Raw genomic sequence first — 14547 nt, forward strand, 5'->3', positions numbered from 1 at the left:
CATTCTAGCCAGCACAGAGGGCGTACTGAAACGCCGACGGCGGCACACGGGGAATACCGTGTGCCGCCGTCGGCGTGGGAAGCCGCCGAACCTCAGGCCTGGGTGGTGAGGAGGGTGCGGGCTTCTTGGCGGGTGGTGCCGGAGTCTTGGATGCCTTCGGCGATGTGGGCGAGGTTTTCGGGGATGTCGCGTCCTTTTTTGCGCATGGCGGTGGCCCAGAGGCGTCCGGCGCGGTAGGAGGAGCGGACGAGGGGTCCGGACATGACGCCGAGGAAGCCGATGTCTTCTGCTTCGTCGGCGAGGTCGACGAATTCCTGGGGTTTGACCCAGCGGTCCACGGGCAGGTGGCGTTCGGAGGGTCGGAGGTATTGGGTGATGGTGATCAGGTCACAGCCGGCCTCGTGGAGGTCTTGCAGGGCCTCGCTGATTTCTTCGCGGGTTTCGCCCATGCCGAGGATGAGGTTGGATTTGGTGACCATGCCGTGGGTGCGGCCTTGGGTGATGACGTCCAGGGAGCGTTCGTAGCGGAAGGCGGGGCGGATGCGTTTGAAGATGCGGGGGACGGTTTCGACGTTGTGGGCGAACACTTCCGGGGTGGAGTCGCAGATGGCTTGGATGTGTTCGGGTTTGCCGGAGAAGTCGGGGATGAGCAGTTCCACGCCGGTGCCGGGGTTGAGTTCGTGGATTTTGCGCACGGTTTCGGCGTAGAGCCAGACGCCTTCGTCTTCGAGGTCGTCGCGGGCGACGCCGGTGACGGTGGCGTAGCGCAGGTTCATGGATTGGACGGAGCGGGCGACTTTGGTGGGTTCGAGCCGGTCCAGGGGGGAGGGTTTGCCGGTGTCGATCTGGCAGAAGTCGCAGCGGCGGGTGCATTCGGAGCCGCCGATGAGGAAGGTTGCTTCTTTGTCTTCCCAGCATTCGAAGATGTTGGGGCAGCCGGCTTCTTCGCAGACGGTGTGCAGGCCTTCTTTTTTGACGAGGTTTTTCAGGCCGACGAACTCGGGTCCCATCTGGACTTTGGCTTTGATCCAGTCGGGTTTGCATTCCACGGGGGTCGCGGCATTGCGTTGTTCGATCCGCAGGAGTTTACGGCCTTCGGGGACAAGAGTCACTTGACTGCTCCTTCTTCCACGGCGACGAGTTCGCTCTCGTGCTTGCGGAACTCTTCCATCACTCGCTCAACAAGGTCAGCAGGCGAGATGTTCCGTCCGGTCTCCAGGGCGATGGTGGTCACCCCGGCATCCGAGATCCCGCACGCGACGATCTGCGCGTAGGGGGCCAGGTCATTGTTGCAATTGATGGCGATGCCGTGCATGGTGACGCCTTCATGGACCCTGATGCCGATGGCGGCGATCTTCCGGTCCGGGCCCTTCTCATCGGCGGTGATCCAGACGCCCGCGCGACCGTCCACCCGGGTGGAGGCGATGCCGTAGTCCGCGAGCACGTCGATGATGACGTCCTCGAGCCGGTGCACGTAGTCCCGGATGCCGGCCGGGTTCTTCAGCTTGATGATCGGGTACGCCACCAGCTGGCCCGGGCCGTGCCACGTCAGCTTGCCACCGCGGTCCACGGGCACCACTGGGGTGCCGTCGAAGGGCCGTTCGTGATCTTCGGTGCGTTTGCCCGCGGTGTACACGGCGGCGTGTTCCAGCAGGAGCACGGTGCTCGGACGTGAACCGTCCAGGACAGCGGCGTGCAGCTCGCGCTGCGCGTCCCAGCCCTGGAGGTAGTCGACATAGTCCGGGGCAAGTCCCAGGGTCGAGAACTCCAAAGTCATGCGTATCAGCTTAGACCTGTGGAGCCTGACGGCAGGCCGTTGTGGCGAAGGTCTCACTGCCCTGGGGATTGTTACCGCGAGGCCGGACGGGGTGCCTGTGGATAACTTCTGCGGGGAAACCCTCTCCCGGGGCACAGTAGGAGAAGTCGGCGGAGGAGATCCTGCAGGAGGCGTGATGAGGGCGGAACAGGCCGGAGGCGGCGGCGTCGCGGAGAACGCGGCGGCCCCGCGGGTCCCGGGATATCGGGTGGTGCGGCGGCTGGGCGCCGGAGGCAGCGGCGTCGTCTGGTTGCTGGAGGACGACGACGGCGCCCGGCGGGCCGTGAAGGTGCCACACGTGACGACGACGGCACCCGGCGTGGGCGGGTCGGAGGGCCGCGCGCAGCGGGGTGAATCATTGCAGGGCGAACGATGGCGGGTTCAGGGTCTCGATCATCCGCATCTGCTGCGGCTCCACGGTCTCACGCCCGTCGACGTTCCCGGGCCCGACGGCTCGGATATCCGGACGACCGGGGTCCTGATGGACTTCGCGGCCGGTGGTTCGGTCGGAAGCCTCGTGGCGGCGCGTGGCGTCCTCAGAGTCCCCGAGGTCGTGACTGTGACCGTGCCAGTGGCCGAAGCTCTGGCCATACTTCATGCGAAGGGGATCGTCCACGGTGACGTCTCCGGCGGCAACATCCTGTTCTCGGCAGACGGTGTGCCGCTCCTCGCGGATTTCGGGCAGGCGCACCTGACGGGCGAGCGGAGGCTGCGACGGGCCACCCCGGTCTTCGCCGATCCGGAGGCCCGGGAATCAGGACCGGAGGGCGACGTGTACGCCCTGGCCGCGGTCGCCTGGTGGTGCCTCACGGGCGAATCGCCGGGACCGGCGCAGCATCGGCCGCCTCTTCCCGTGCTCCGCCCGGAAGTGCCGCCCGAGCTGGCCGCAGCGCTCGAAGAGGCGCTTGCGGACCGCCCGGGCGATCGGCCCAGCGCCCGGGACTTCGCGCGCGCCGTGCAGAGGTCGGCACCGGCGATGCCCGTCCGGATCGCGCCTGGAGCCGGTCGCGAGGACTACCGTGAACTGGCGACGTCGATCATGCCGTCGCGGAGTGACCCGGTGGGGCGCCGTCAGCGGGGGCACCGTCAGATGAGTCGCCGTCGGGTGGCTCGTCAGGCCGCCACGGCTCGCGGGCGGGTCCGGTCCCGCCGGTTCGCGCTGGCCGCAGTGGTGGTGGCCGCAGTGGTGGTGGGCGTGGCGCTGGCGGTCCTCGGTGTCACGTTGCCCGGAGGGTGGATGCCGGGCGGACCCGGGCCCGGATCGCCGTCGCACGGCCAGGAGCAGCGTCGTGGCGCTGTGGCAGCCGAGGCCGGTCCACAGAGCCCGAGGGCGCGGCCTCCCGCGCCTTCGACTGCACCAGCGCCGCCGTCGGCCGCCACCCCTCAGGGTGACCTCGTCGAAGCCGCCCGGCGCCTCCTCGGCGACCGGACCGCGGCCCTGATCGCCCGGGATGCGGCACGCCTGGATTCCGTGTACGGCAGCGGCGACGGCGCGCTCCGGACCCGGGACCGGGCGCTGATCGGGCGCTTGCTGGCGGAACACCGGCACTATGCGGGCTACCGGCCTGTGCTCAGCGCCGCCGGCGTGGACAGCGGCAGCTCCGCGGACCGTGCGGTGCTCAGCGTGACGATCCGGACGCCGTCGTACGTCATCTCCGGTGACGCGGACGCCGGCCTGGCCGCCGCCGAGCGGAAGCCGGCTCGCAGGGAGGACCTGATCCTGACCCTGGTGCGGCAGGACGGAGTCTGGCGGATCGCGGGGGTCGCCCCACGCGGCTGACCGTGGCGTCCCCCAGGGCGCGGGACGGGCTGGTTAGGATCGAACCATGACACACCAAGGCTATTTGAGGTACCCCCACATCCATGGTGATCTGCTCACGTTCGTCGCCGAGGATGACGTCTGGCTGGCCCCGCTCAGCGGTGGCAAGGCCTGGCGCGTCTCAGCGCTGAACCTGCCGGCCAGGAACCCGCGTTTCACCCCTGACGGGAAGCGCCTGGTCTGGACCGTCACCCGCGGCTCCGCGCCGGAGGTGGTGACGGCGCTCCTCGACGGCGGGGACTTCCGGCAGCTGACGCACTTCGGTCACCCCTCCACCCGGAATAAGGGCTTCCTCCCGGACGGGCGCGTGCTGGTGACCAGCGCCTTCCAGCAGGGCGACTCGCGTCTGGCACATGGCTACGCCGTTCCGCTCGACGGCGGGGCGCCCGAGGCCCTCGGCTACGGACCCCTGGAGAACATGGCGTTCGGACCGGCGCTCGGCGACGAGAAGCCGGTGGTCCTCGCCTCCCTGCTGTCCCGTGAACCGGCCTGGTGGAAGCGGTACCGGGGCGGCACCGGGGGCAAGCTGTGGATCGACGCGGACGGCAATGGCGAGTTCACGCGTCTGGTGCCGGAACTCGACGGCAACCTCACGGACCCGGTGTGGAGCGGTGGCCGGATCCACTTCCTCTCCGACCACGAGGGCTATGGCAACCTCTACTCGGTGACTCCGGACGGGCAGAACCTGCGCCGTCACACGGATCACGAGGACTTCTACGTCCGGCACGCCTCCGGCGATGGCAGCCGCCTCGTCGTCGAGTCCGCAGGCCGGATCTTCCTCCTGGACGGCGAGGACGCCGAGGCCCAGGCCATCGACGTCGAGCTCGCCTCGGTCCGTCCGGCGTCGAAGCCCCTCGACGTGTCCGCGCATCTCCGCGAAGCCCAGCCGGACACGCAGGGCGAGAGCAGCCTGGTGGTCAGCCACGGTTCGCTCCACTGGCTCCGGCACCAGGAAGGCCCCGCCCGCGCCATTGAAGCGGACAGCTCCGTGCGGGCCCGCCTGCCGCGCTTCCTCGCGGACGGCCGTGTCGCGTACCTCCACGACCGCGGAGGCGAGGAGTCCCTGCTCGTGACCGACCTGGTCGGCGACGCTTTCGGGGCCCCTGCCGTGCCGTCCGCTCCGGCTCCCGCGCCGAGCGGCCAGGATGCCGCGGAGGACGCCGACGACGACGGCCTGCCCCGCCCGGTGTCGGCACTGGGTGTGGTGGGGGACTCGGCCCCTGCCCCGGTTCGCGAGCACGTCGATCCGGAGGATCGCGAGGACGGCCTTGAGGACGCCGACGGATCCACGGAGCCCGACTCCGAGGACGCGCCCGGCGTGGCCGCAGGCGCCGGGACCAACGCCGGGACCGTCGAATTCACGCCTCCCGCCCGGGTGGTGAGCCTGGAACCGAGCCCTGACGGGGAGTGGCTCCTCCTGGGAACCGTCTTCGGTGACGTGATCCTGCTGAACACCAGGACCGGCGAACACGAAAGCGTCGCCGCCCCGGGGGCCGGCACGGTGGACCACCTCGCCTGGTCGCCGGACAGCGCCTGGTTCGCCTGGTCCCAGGCGGTGACGGGCAATTCCGAGCGCCGGTCCATCCGGCTGCGGTCCCGTGACGAGGGCTCCTCGGTGGTCGACGTCACGGATGGCCGGTTCGTGGATTCGCACCCCGCCTTTACGACGGACGGCAAGTTCCTGGCGTTCCTGTCCAGCCGCAGCTTCGACCCCGTCTACGACCGCCAGGGCTTCGACCTCTCCTTCCCGCACCCCATCAGGCCGTACCTCGTGGCGCTGGATGCGAGCACGGCGGCACCGTTCGGTCCCCGGGTCGCCGAGGCCCGGTCCGCCGCCAAGGACGAGACCTCCGCGAAGGACGCCGCGCCCGCGGCGACGCTCGTGGATCCGGTGGGCATCGCCGAGCGCGTGATTTCGCTGCCCGTGGAGCAGGGCAACTACGAGCACCTGACCGCCGTCCCGGGAGCACTCCTGTATCTGGATGTGCCGGTCAAGGGCGAGCTGGGCGACGGTCGCGCCAAGACCACCGACCAGGCTCCGAAGGCCCCACTCATCCGCCTCGACCTCTCCAGCGGCAAGACCCGCACGGTGGCCGAAGGCGTCGAGTCCTACCGCGTCTCCGGCGATGGTTCCACCGCCGTGGTCCAGGCCGAGGGCAAGCTCCGCACCGTGTCCACGGGTGAAGCGGAGCAGGAGCCCGAGGACTTCGAGCTGGACCGCATCAGGGTGTTCCTGGAACCGCGCAAGGTGTGGGCCCAGCAGTACCGGGAGGCCTGGCGTCTTCAGCGGGACTTCTTCTGGGACGAGGACATGGGCGGCCTTGACTGGGAGGCCGTCTACGAGCGCTACCTGCCCGTCCTCGAACGGATCGGCAGCTACGACGATCTGGTGGACCTTCTCTGGGAACTGCACGGCGAACTGGGCACGTCCCACGCCTACGTCCGCTCCGCCGAACCGAGTGAGAAGGGCAGCGGCCGGCAGGGCTTCCTCGGCGCGGATCTCAGCCTGGGTGATTCCGGCTGGACCGTGGACCGCGTTCTCGACGGCGACACCTCGGACCCGCAGGCCATCTCGCCGCTGCGCCGCCCGGGCGCGGATGTGCGGGCCGGGGACGTGCTCCTGGCCGTCGACGGCGTCGCTCTCGGCGGTCCTGAGGGCGTGAGCCCGGCGGAGCTTCTCCGCGGCGCCGGAGGGCGGCCCGTGGAGCTCACCGTCCGGACACCCGGGCAGGCGGCCCGGCGGGTCGCCGTCGTGCCGCTGGCGTCGGAAGAGCGGCTGCGTTATCAGGACTGGGTGCAGTCCAAGCGGCGGATGGTCCGTGAGGCCTCCGGCGGAGGCTTCGGGTACATCCACATCCCGGACATGCAGGCGCACGGCTGGGCTCAGCTGCACCGTGATCTGGAGACCGAGTCCCTGCGCGACGCCCTCGTGGTGGACGTGCGGCGGAACCGCGGCGGGCACACGTCCCAGCTCGTGGCCGAGCTGATCGGCCGCACGGTGGACGCCTGGATGATGCCGCGTGGCGAGTACCCGATGGTGTATCCGCGCCTCGCCTCCCGGGGACCCGTGGTCGTCCTGACCGACGAGTTCGCCGGTTCGGACGGTGACATCATCACGCAGATCGTCAAGATGCGCGGCATTGGGCCGGTCATCGGCACGCGGACCTGGGGCGGTGTGGTCGGTATCGACATGCGCTTCGACCTCGTGGACGGCACGCCGGTCTCACAGCCGCGCTACTCGCACTTCTTCGGCCAGGGCATCGGCTGGGGAGTCGAGAACCGGGGCGTCGACCCGGACATCGAGATCCTCTTCCCGCCGCACGCCCACAAGGCCGGCACGGACCCGCAGCTGGAACACGGCATCGGGGTGCTGAAGGAGATGCTCCGGGAGATCCCTTCCAAGACACCACCGGGCAGGGACACGATCCCCGGCCTGGTGCCGCCGCCGCTGGCACCCCGCCCCGGCGGAACGTCCTGACAGCACCATCCTGACAACAGAAGGAGCATCACCATGAGTGAATTCGCAGGGGGCCGCGCGGCAGCGGAAGGATTCCGGGCTTTCTCCCGGGCGCTGATCGGGCTCGGACTGCTCTCGATCGTCCTCGGGCTGATCATCTGGTTCTGGCCCGGGGCGTCGCTCCTGGTCCTGGCGGTGTTCTTCGCCATCAACGTGTTCGCCACCGGCGTCGCGCGGCTGATGACGCTGGGCCGGATCCCGTCCGGTCAGACATCGGTCCGGGTCCTGTCGGGGATCCTGGGTGTCCTCACCGTCCTGGCGGGTGTCCTGCTGATCTTCCGCCCGGGGGAGTCTCTCGTGGTGGTCGCGGTGCTGCTCGCCGCCGGATGGATCCTGGAAGGCGCCGCCTTGCTGTGGGCGGGTGCGGCGTCCGCCCCCGGGACCAAGGCACTGCCCATCACCATGGGCGTGCTGTTCATCCTGGCCGGGCTGGGCGTGATGCTCTTCCCGCTCTCCTCGCTGGTCTTCCTGGCCGTCTGGGCGGGCGTGAGCCTCGTGATCCTGGGCATCGGGCAGCTCGTCTACGGCATCCGCCTGAACAAGGCGGCCAAGGAAGCGGTCACGGCGCTTGGTTCCTGAAGGTCCTGGCCGTCTGAGGACCCCAGGCGCCTGAGGGCCCTGAACGCCTGAAGAGACACCGAAGGGCCGGGAACGGATCATCCGTTCCCGGCCCTTCGCTGTCTGCGCCTGAACCGGTGAGGGTTCAGACGCGGCGTGGACTCACGCGTTGAGCGTGGCGTCCAGGGTGATCTCGATGCCGGAGAGTGCGGCGGAGACGGGGCAGCCGACCTTGGCAGCGCCCGCGATGCGCTGGAAGTCCTCCTCGGAGATGCCCGGGACGGTGGCGACCAGGGTGAGCTTGCTGCCCGTGATGCCCACGCCCGGCTGGAAGCCGACCTCGGACTTGGTGCGGATCTCCGTGGCGGTGTAGCCGGCCTCGGCCAGTTCGTTGCTGAAGGCCATGGAGAAGCAGGCGGAGTGGGCCGCCGCGATCAGTTCCTCGGGGCTGGTCTTGCCCTCGGCGGCCTCGGAGCGGGCCTTCCAGGTCACGGGGTGCGTGCCCAGGGAGGAGCTTTCGAAGGTGGTCTCGCCCTGGCCCTCGAAGAGGTTGCCGGTCCAGACGGTGGAAGCGCTGCGGGTCACTGCCATGAGTTGCTCCTTGGAGAGTGAGGGATTCGGCCTGCTCGCGTGCGGAGAGACCCTTGAGCACCATCCTAGGTCGTTACAGAGCGCAGGGACACCCGCCGCCGCGGGGTCCGGAATGTGACGGGAGCGGGATGCGAGCGGTGCCGGGTCCGACCCTGGGCAGGGCCCTGAACTGGACCTAGACTGCTGTCATGACTGAAGAGAAGCGCCCGGCGGCGCTCGGTGCCATCGCCTCGATCGTCGTCAACACCACGGATCCTCAGAGCCTCTCGGGGTTCTGGGCCGAACTCCTGGAACTCTCCGTGGAGTCGGCCTACGAGGGGGAGTTCGTCTGGCTGAGCGCGGTCTCCCCGGGTGGGCCGAAGCTCGCGTTCCAGCGCGTCGAGCACCCCAGCGAGGGTCCGCGACGTCTGCATCTGGACCTGCACTCCGAGGATCCGGAGGCCCTGCTGTCCCGGGCCCTGGAGCTGGGGGCGTCCGAGTCCGCCCGGCACTCGATCGGTGACTTCGGCTGGGTCGTCCTGCAGGATCCGGACGGCAACGAGTTCTGCATCGCACAGGGCTGAGAATCACAGAGGGCTGAGAATTCCTGGAACAGCGAAGGGGCGGGAGAGCATGATGCTCTCCCGCCCCTTTTCATGTCCCGGGACGTGGCGCCGTCAGATGAACAGCGCCGTCAGGTGATCAGTGCCAGAGTGCGGCGATCGCGATGTTGACCAGACCCAGGCCACCGACGGCGTGTGCCAGACCCAGCGAGATCGGCTGACCCTTCTTGGTCTTGATCTTGGCGATGGTGGCGGCCACGGCGATCACGATCGCGATCAGGAACTTGATGCCGAGCTTCATGTGGTTGGCGTCGTACGGCATCACGTGCGCCATCAGCATGATGTACATGGCCAGGCCCGTGATGACCTGGAGCATGGCGCCGTCGAACTGACGCGGGTGGACCGTGGGGGACTTCATGTTGGCGATCCAGGGGCCCACCACCATGGCGGCGCCGACCAGATGCAGGAACAGGACGATGTAGTAGACGACAGTCATGCCTCCAGTTTAGCGACACTCTGTCAGAAAGTTCTACCGACCGTAGAACGACGGCGGCCCGCACCTTCCCCCGACAGCTTCCGAAACGCGCTTAGCGCTTCGGGTCTTTGACTGTCGTGGGCCCAGGTGCGGGCCGCCGTCGTGTGCTGCGTGGAGACTTACAGTCCGAGGTCGCCCTCGAACGCGCCGCCTTCCAGACGGGCCTTGACCGTCTGGAGGAAGCGGCCGGCGTCGGCGCCGTCCACCAGGCGGTGATCGTAGGTCAGGCACAGGTACATCATGTGGCGGATGGCGATCGAGTCGTTGCCGTCCACATCGGTGACCACCATCGGGCGCTTGACGATCGCGCCGGTTCCGAGGATGGCGACCTGCGGCTGGTTGATGATCGGCGTGTCGAAGAGCGCGCCCACCGAACCGATGTTCGTGATGGAGAAGGTGCCGCCGGACAGCTCGTCCGGACCGATCTTCCCGCTGCGGGTGCGGTTGGCGACGTCGGCGATCTTGCCTGCCAGGCCGGCGAGATTCAGGTCACCCGCGTTCGACACGACGGGGACCAGGAGGCCCTTGTCGGTGTCGACCGCGAAGGCCAGGTGCTCGGCGTTGTGGTAGGTGATCTGCTGAGTCTCTTCGTTGTACTCGGCGTTCAGCTTCGGGTGGGCCTTCAGCGCCTCGGCGACGGCCTTGGCGATGAACGGCAGGTACGTGAGGTTGACACCGTTGACGGCCTTGAAGTTGTTCTTGGCCGAGGCCCGCAGCTTGACGATGCGGGTCATGTCGATCTCGTGGACCTGGGTCAGCTGAGTCGACACTTCAAGAGACTCACGCATGCGGCGGGCGATGACCTGGCGGATGCGCGGGGCCTTCTCCGTGGTGCCGCGGAGCGAGGACGCTTCGACGGCGGGAGCGGCAGCGGGTGCGGCGGCAGCGGGAGCTGCTGCCGGAGCGGGAGCCGCGGCCTTCTTGGCCTCGATCGCCGCCTGGACGTCCTGCTTGCGGATGCGACCGCCGACACCGCTGCCGGAGACGGAAGCGAGGTCGATGCCGTTGTCCTTGGCGAGCTTGCGCACCAGCGGGGTGACGTAGGACTCGGCGTCGGACGGAGCAGCGGCGGGTGCGGGAGCGGCCGCCGGGGCCGGAGCGGCAGCAGGTGCCGGAGCCGGTGCTGCGGCGGGAGCGGGAGCAGCAGCGGGTGCGGGAGCCGGTGCCGCGGCCGGAGCTGCGGGAGCGGGGGCTGCGGCCGGAGCTGCGGCACCTGCGGCGCCGATGACGGCGAGGACGGAGCCCACTTCGGCGGTGTCATCCTCGTTCACGCGGATCTCCAGCAGAGTGCCGGCCACGGGGGACGGGATCTCGGTGTCGACCTTGTCGGTGGAGACCTCCAGGAGCGGCTCGTCGACCTCGACGGACTCGCCCACGGCCTTCAGCCAGCGGGTGACGGTGCCTTCGGTCACGGACTCGCCCAGAGCGGGGAGGGTGACCTCGGTGCCCTCACCGGCGGGTGCGGCGGGAGCTTCTGCGGCAGGAGCGGCCTCGGCGGGCGCCGGAGCGGCCGGGGCCTCTGCGGCGGGCGCGGGAGCGGCTTCCTCGGCCGGGGCAGGCGCGGCAGGTGCCTCGCCGGAGCCCGAGCCGTCGCCGATGACGACCAGGGCGGCGCCGACCTCGGCGACCTCGTCCTCGGCGACCAGGATCTGCTCGATCACACCGGCGATCGGGGACGGGATCTCGGTGTCGACCTTGTCGGTGGAAACCTCCAGCAGCGGCTCGTCCACTTCGACGCGGTCGCCAACGGACTTCAGCCAGCGGGTGACGGTACCTTCCGTGACGCTCTCGCCGAGTGCGGGCAAGTTAACGGATTCAGACATGTCGTCCCCGTTCTCCTTAGTGATCTAAATGCGGTGAAAATCTGGTGTGGGGGACCGGTCATTCGGAGAGGCCCTCCAGGGGTGGGCCGGGGTGCCTGTGGCAGGCGCCCCGGCCCGGGGGTCTCAGCCGTGCAGTGGCTTTCCGGCCAGCGCCAGTGCGGCCTCGCCGAGGGATTCGTTCTGCGTCGGGTGGGCGTGGATCAGGGTGGCGACATCCTCCGGGAACGCCTCCCAGTTCACGATGAGCTGGGCCTCGCCGACCTGCTCGCCGAAGCGGCCGCCGATGCCGGTCACACCGACGATCGGGCCGTTCTTCACGCGGATCATCTTGACGATGCCCGAAGTGCCCAGGATGGAGGACTTGCCGTTGCCGGCCAGGTTGTACTCCTGGGTCTCGATGTTGTCCTTGCCGAACTTCTCCTCGGCCTTGGGCTGGGAGTAGCCCACGGACATGATCTCCGGCTCGCAGAAGGTGACCTTCGGGATGTTGACATCCTCGACGACCACCGGGTTCAGACCGGCGATCTCCTCGGCGACGAAGATGCCCTGCTGGTAGCCGCGGTGGGCCAGCTGCACGCCGGGGACGATGTCGCCGATCGCGTAGATGTTGCCGACGCCGGTGTGCAGGCGCTCGTTGGTGATGACGAAGCCGCGGTCCAGAGTGACGCCCTGCTCGGCGAAGCCGAAGCCTTCGGTGACGGGGCCACGGCCCACGGCGACGAGCACGATGTCGGCGGAGACGGACGTGCCGTCAGCCAGGGTGACGGTGGCCTGGTTCTCGTCCTGCTCGACCTTCTCGAAGAAGACGCCGGTCTTGAACTTGATGCCCTTCTTCTTGAACTCGCGCTCCAGGACCTTGATGATCGCGGGGTCCTCGTTCGGGACCAGGGAGGGCAGGCCCTCCACGATGGTGACGTCCACGCCGAACGAGTTCCACATGGAGGCGAACTCGACGCCGATCACGCCGCCGCCCAGGACGATGGCGGAGGAGGGCAGCTCGCCCATCTCGAGGGCCTCGGTGGAGGTGATGACCCGGCCGCCGATCTGCAGGCCCATGGTCTTGGAGGTGGAACCGGTGGCGAGGATGATGTTCTTGCCCTTGTACGGGACCCCATCGACGGTGATGGTGTCCGGTGCGGTGAGCTGGCCTTCGCCCTCGATGACGTTGACCTTCTTCATCTTGAGAAGACCGGTCAGGCCCTTGTGCTTGCCGGCGACGATGCCGTTCTTGTGATCGCGGACCTTGCCCAGGTCGATCGAGTCGAGCGTGGTGTTCACGCCGTACTTGGCGCCTTCACGGGCGTTGTCGGCGAGTTCAGCCGAGTGCAGGTACGCCTTCGTGGGAATACAGCCGGTGTGCAGGCAGGTGCCGCCCAGCTTGGCCCGCTCCACGAGGCCCACCGTCATGCCCAGCTCCGTCGCGCGGATGGCTGCGGAATAGCCCGCGCTGCCGCCGCCGAGGACGAGGATGTCGAATTCTTGCGCAGTTGCCGCTTCGGCCACGTGGACGCTCCCTGAATTGTCGAGACGGTGCCGGTCGGCACCCTCTGGTCTGGAACTTTTCCTGCCGCGATTATGCCAGCAGGTCGGGTTCTTCTGCAGTGGTCATGCTTTTGTGACTGCCTGGGAAACAGCCACAGAGCCATTCGCTTTCACCTTAGCGTCACCCTCAACCATGGTGCACCTTAAAGGGCTCCGGCGCGGCGACCTTGTGCTGTGACTCACGTTCATTTAATGAACGGTGGTCAGAAAGTCGCCGCGCCGGGGGTGCGGACCGATCAGGAGGCCAGGCCCGCCACGTACTCGACGAGCGTGCGCACGGCGGTGCCGGTGGCCTTCTTCGGCGTGTAGCCGTAGGGGGAGCCGTTGTTGAACGACGGGCCTGCGATGTCGATGTGGGCCCAGGAGATGGTCTCGCCGGTGGCGTCCTCGCCGACGAACTCGCGCAGGAAGGCGGCGGCGGTCATCATGCCGCCGTGCCGCGCGCCGATGTTGGCCAGATCGGCCACCTCGGAGTCGAGGCTCGGGCGCAATTCCTCGGGGATCGGCATGGGCCACATGAGTTCGCCGGCGGCATCCGCGGAGGCCTTCAGGGCCTCGGTCACGCCTTCGTCGCCCATGAGGCCGGCGGTCCGGTCGCCCAGGGCGATGAGCTGGGCGCCCGTGAGGGTCGCGACGTCGATCACCACATCGGGCTGCTCCTGGCTCGCGGCCACGAGGCCGTCGGCCATGACGAGGCGGCCCTCGGCGTCGGTGTTCAGGACCTCCACGGTCTTGCCGCCGAAGATGGTCATGACGTCGGAGGGGCGCTGCGCGTTGCCACCGGGCATGTTCTCCGCGATGCAGAGCCATGCGGTGACCTTGGCGGGCAGGCCGAGCTCGGCGGCGGCGAGTGCGGCGTTGAGGACCGTGGCGGCGCCCGCCATGTCACTCTTCATCTCGTCCATGTTCGCCGGCGGCTTCAGGGAGATGCCACCGGTGTCGAAGGTGATGCCCTTGCCGACCAGTGCCACGTGGGCCTGGGCCTTGGCGGGCGCGTATTCGACCTTGACCAGGCGCGGGGGCCGGGCCGAGCCCTTGCCGACGCCCAGGATGCCACCGAAGCCCTCCTTTTCCAGGCGCTTCTCGTCCCAGACGGTCACCTTGACGGGGAGCGACTTCGCCGCGTCCTTGGCCGCGGCCGCGAAGGACTCGGGGTAGAGCGCGTTCGGCGGCTGGTTCACCAGGTCGCGGGTCGCGTTGACGTAGCGGCCGACGACGGCGGCCTTCTTCAGCACGGCCATCGCCGCCGGGCTGCCCGCGAGTTCGCTGTGGATGCGCACGGTGGTGACCGGGGCCTTCAGCCCTTCGCGGGTGGAGCGGTACTCGTGGAACGCGTAGGCGCCCAGAGCGGCGCCCTCGGCGATCGCGGCCAGGGCGGTCTCGTCCTGGGCAGGGAGGGCGAGCGTCACCGTGGAGGTTCCGGCGAGCTGGCGCACGGCCGAGCCGGCGGCGCGGCGGAGCGACTCGGCGTCGTCCTTCTTGCCCAGGCCCGCCAGGGCGATGACCTCTGCGCCCAGTTCCGGGACGCCCGGGAGCCGGTGGAGCTGATCCGCGGCGCCGGTGACCCCGAGCAGGGCCAGGGAGGACTGGATGGCCTCGGACGCCTTGGCGCTCAGGGGGCTGGCGGCGAGTTCCGGGCCCTCCTTGCCCTGCCGGACGCCGATGACCACGACGTCGCTGGGCTTCTTCCGCAGATCGCCGCTGACTGTTTCAAGGGTGACTTCGTTGCTCTTGGCCACGAGTTCCTGCCTCACTTCTGGTGTACGGGTGGACATCCTTGTCGCACATGTTCAATGGTGCGGAC

The 14547-nt window shown here is 68.9% G+C and carries 11 protein-coding genes; 4 read left to right on the forward strand and 7 right to left on the reverse strand.

Annotated elements, in window-relative coordinates; genetic code table 11:
- Positions 1-92 precede the first annotated feature (92 nt).
- Together lipA and lipB are read right to left on the reverse strand one after the other, a co-directional pair.
- On the reverse strand, positions 93-1112 hold the full coding sequence (lipA, locus tag QFZ52_RS05885) for a lipoyl synthase (protein ID WP_307496697.1): 1020 nt from the start codon (positions 1110-1112) through the stop codon (positions 93-95).
- On the reverse strand, positions 1109-1777 hold the full coding sequence (lipB, locus tag QFZ52_RS05890) for a lipoyl(octanoyl) transferase LipB (protein ID WP_278268880.1): 669 nt from the start codon (positions 1775-1777) through the stop codon (positions 1109-1111). Before lipB ends, lipA begins: the two co-directional genes overlap by 4 nt.
- Positions 1778-1952: 175 nt before the next feature.
- Here lipB and QFZ52_RS05895 point away from each other — a divergent pair, with 175 nt between their 5' ends.
- The 3 genes from QFZ52_RS05895 to QFZ52_RS05905 are packed head-to-tail and all read left to right on the forward strand — an operon-like array spanning position 1953 to position 7731.
- Entirely contained in the window at positions 1953-3596 is a 1644-nt protein-coding gene (locus QFZ52_RS05895) for a protein kinase domain-containing protein (RefSeq protein WP_307496698.1), read from the forward strand.
- A 46-nt stretch (positions 3597-3642) separates the two neighbouring features.
- Positions 3643-7113, forward strand: a complete 3471-nt coding sequence (locus tag QFZ52_RS05900; protein WP_307496699.1) for a S41 family peptidase — start codon at positions 3643-3645, stop codon at positions 7111-7113.
- A gap of 33 nt (positions 7114-7146) precedes the next feature.
- Positions 7147-7731: an HdeD family acid-resistance protein gene (locus QFZ52_RS05905; protein WP_307496700.1), complete on the forward strand. Its 585-nt coding sequence runs from the start codon at positions 7147-7149 to the stop codon at positions 7729-7731.
- 141 nt (positions 7732-7872) lie between these two features.
- Here QFZ52_RS05905 and QFZ52_RS05910 read toward each other — a convergent pair whose 3' ends face one another.
- Positions 7873-8301: an OsmC family peroxiredoxin gene (locus QFZ52_RS05910; protein ID WP_307496701.1), complete on the reverse strand. Its 429-nt coding sequence runs from the start codon at positions 8299-8301 to the stop codon at positions 7873-7875.
- A 188-nt stretch (positions 8302-8489) separates the two neighbouring features.
- Between QFZ52_RS05910 and QFZ52_RS05915 the strand changes: the two genes are divergently transcribed.
- Positions 8490-8864, forward strand: coding sequence for a VOC family protein (locus QFZ52_RS05915; RefSeq protein ID WP_307496703.1), 375 nt, complete (start codon positions 8490-8492; stop codon positions 8862-8864).
- Positions 8865-8982: 118 nt separating this feature from the next.
- Here QFZ52_RS05915 and QFZ52_RS05920 read toward each other — a convergent pair whose 3' ends face one another.
- The 4 genes from QFZ52_RS05920 to QFZ52_RS05935 form a co-directional block, all read right to left on the reverse strand.
- The gene (locus QFZ52_RS05920) at positions 8983-9339 is read right to left on the reverse strand and encodes a hypothetical protein (RefSeq protein WP_208188696.1); all 357 of its coding nucleotides are present in this window, start codon (positions 9337-9339) and stop codon (positions 8983-8985) included.
- A gap of 158 nt (positions 9340-9497) precedes the next feature.
- Positions 9498-11201: a 2-oxoglutarate dehydrogenase, E2 component, dihydrolipoamide succinyltransferase gene (gene sucB / locus QFZ52_RS05925; RefSeq protein WP_307496704.1), complete on the reverse strand. Its 1704-nt coding sequence runs from the start codon at positions 11199-11201 to the stop codon at positions 9498-9500.
- 123 nt (positions 11202-11324) lie between these two features.
- Positions 11325-12704 carry a dihydrolipoyl dehydrogenase gene (gene lpdA, locus QFZ52_RS05930; RefSeq protein WP_066212960.1) on the reverse strand — a complete coding sequence of 460 codons (1380 nt, stop codon included), beginning with the start codon at positions 12702-12704 and terminating at the stop codon, positions 11325-11327.
- Positions 12705-12979: 275 nt separating this feature from the next.
- The gene (locus tag QFZ52_RS05935) at positions 12980-14482 is read right to left on the reverse strand and encodes a leucyl aminopeptidase (protein ID WP_307496705.1); all 1503 of its coding nucleotides are present in this window, start codon (positions 14480-14482) and stop codon (positions 12980-12982) included.
- Positions 14483-14547: the final 65 nt, after the last annotated feature.

Origin of the sequence: Arthrobacter woluwensis (genome assembly GCF_030816155.1) — a bacterium.
Taxonomy (GTDB): domain Bacteria; phylum Actinomycetota; class Actinomycetes; order Actinomycetales; family Micrococcaceae; genus Arthrobacter_E; species Arthrobacter_E woluwensis_A.

Bases quoted from the DNA above. Each gene is read 5' to 3' on its own strand.
- lipB (WP_278268880.1), bottom strand. From the start codon at position 1,777: ATGACTTTGGAGTTCTCGACCCTGGGACTTGCCCCGGACTATGTCGAC.
- QFZ52_RS05895 (WP_307496698.1), top strand. From the start codon at position 1,953: ATGAGGGCGGAACAGGCCGGAGGCGGCGGCGTCGCGGAGAACGCGGCG.
- QFZ52_RS05900 (WP_307496699.1), top strand. From the start codon at position 3,643: ATGACACACCAAGGCTATTTGAGGTACCCCCACATCCATGGTGATCTG.
- QFZ52_RS05905 (WP_307496700.1), top strand. From the start codon at position 7,147: ATGAGTGAATTCGCAGGGGGCCGCGCGGCAGCGGAAGGATTCCGGGCT.
- QFZ52_RS05910 (WP_307496701.1), bottom strand. From the start codon at position 8,301: ATGGCAGTGACCCGCAGCGCTTCCACCGTCTGGACCGGCAACCTCTTC.
- QFZ52_RS05915 (WP_307496703.1), top strand. From the start codon at position 8,490: ATGACTGAAGAGAAGCGCCCGGCGGCGCTCGGTGCCATCGCCTCGATC.
- QFZ52_RS05920 (WP_208188696.1), bottom strand. From the start codon at position 9,339: ATGACTGTCGTCTACTACATCGTCCTGTTCCTGCATCTGGTCGGCGCC.
- sucB (WP_307496704.1), bottom strand. From the start codon at position 11,201: ATGTCTGAATCCGTTAACTTGCCCGCACTCGGCGAGAGCGTCACGGAA.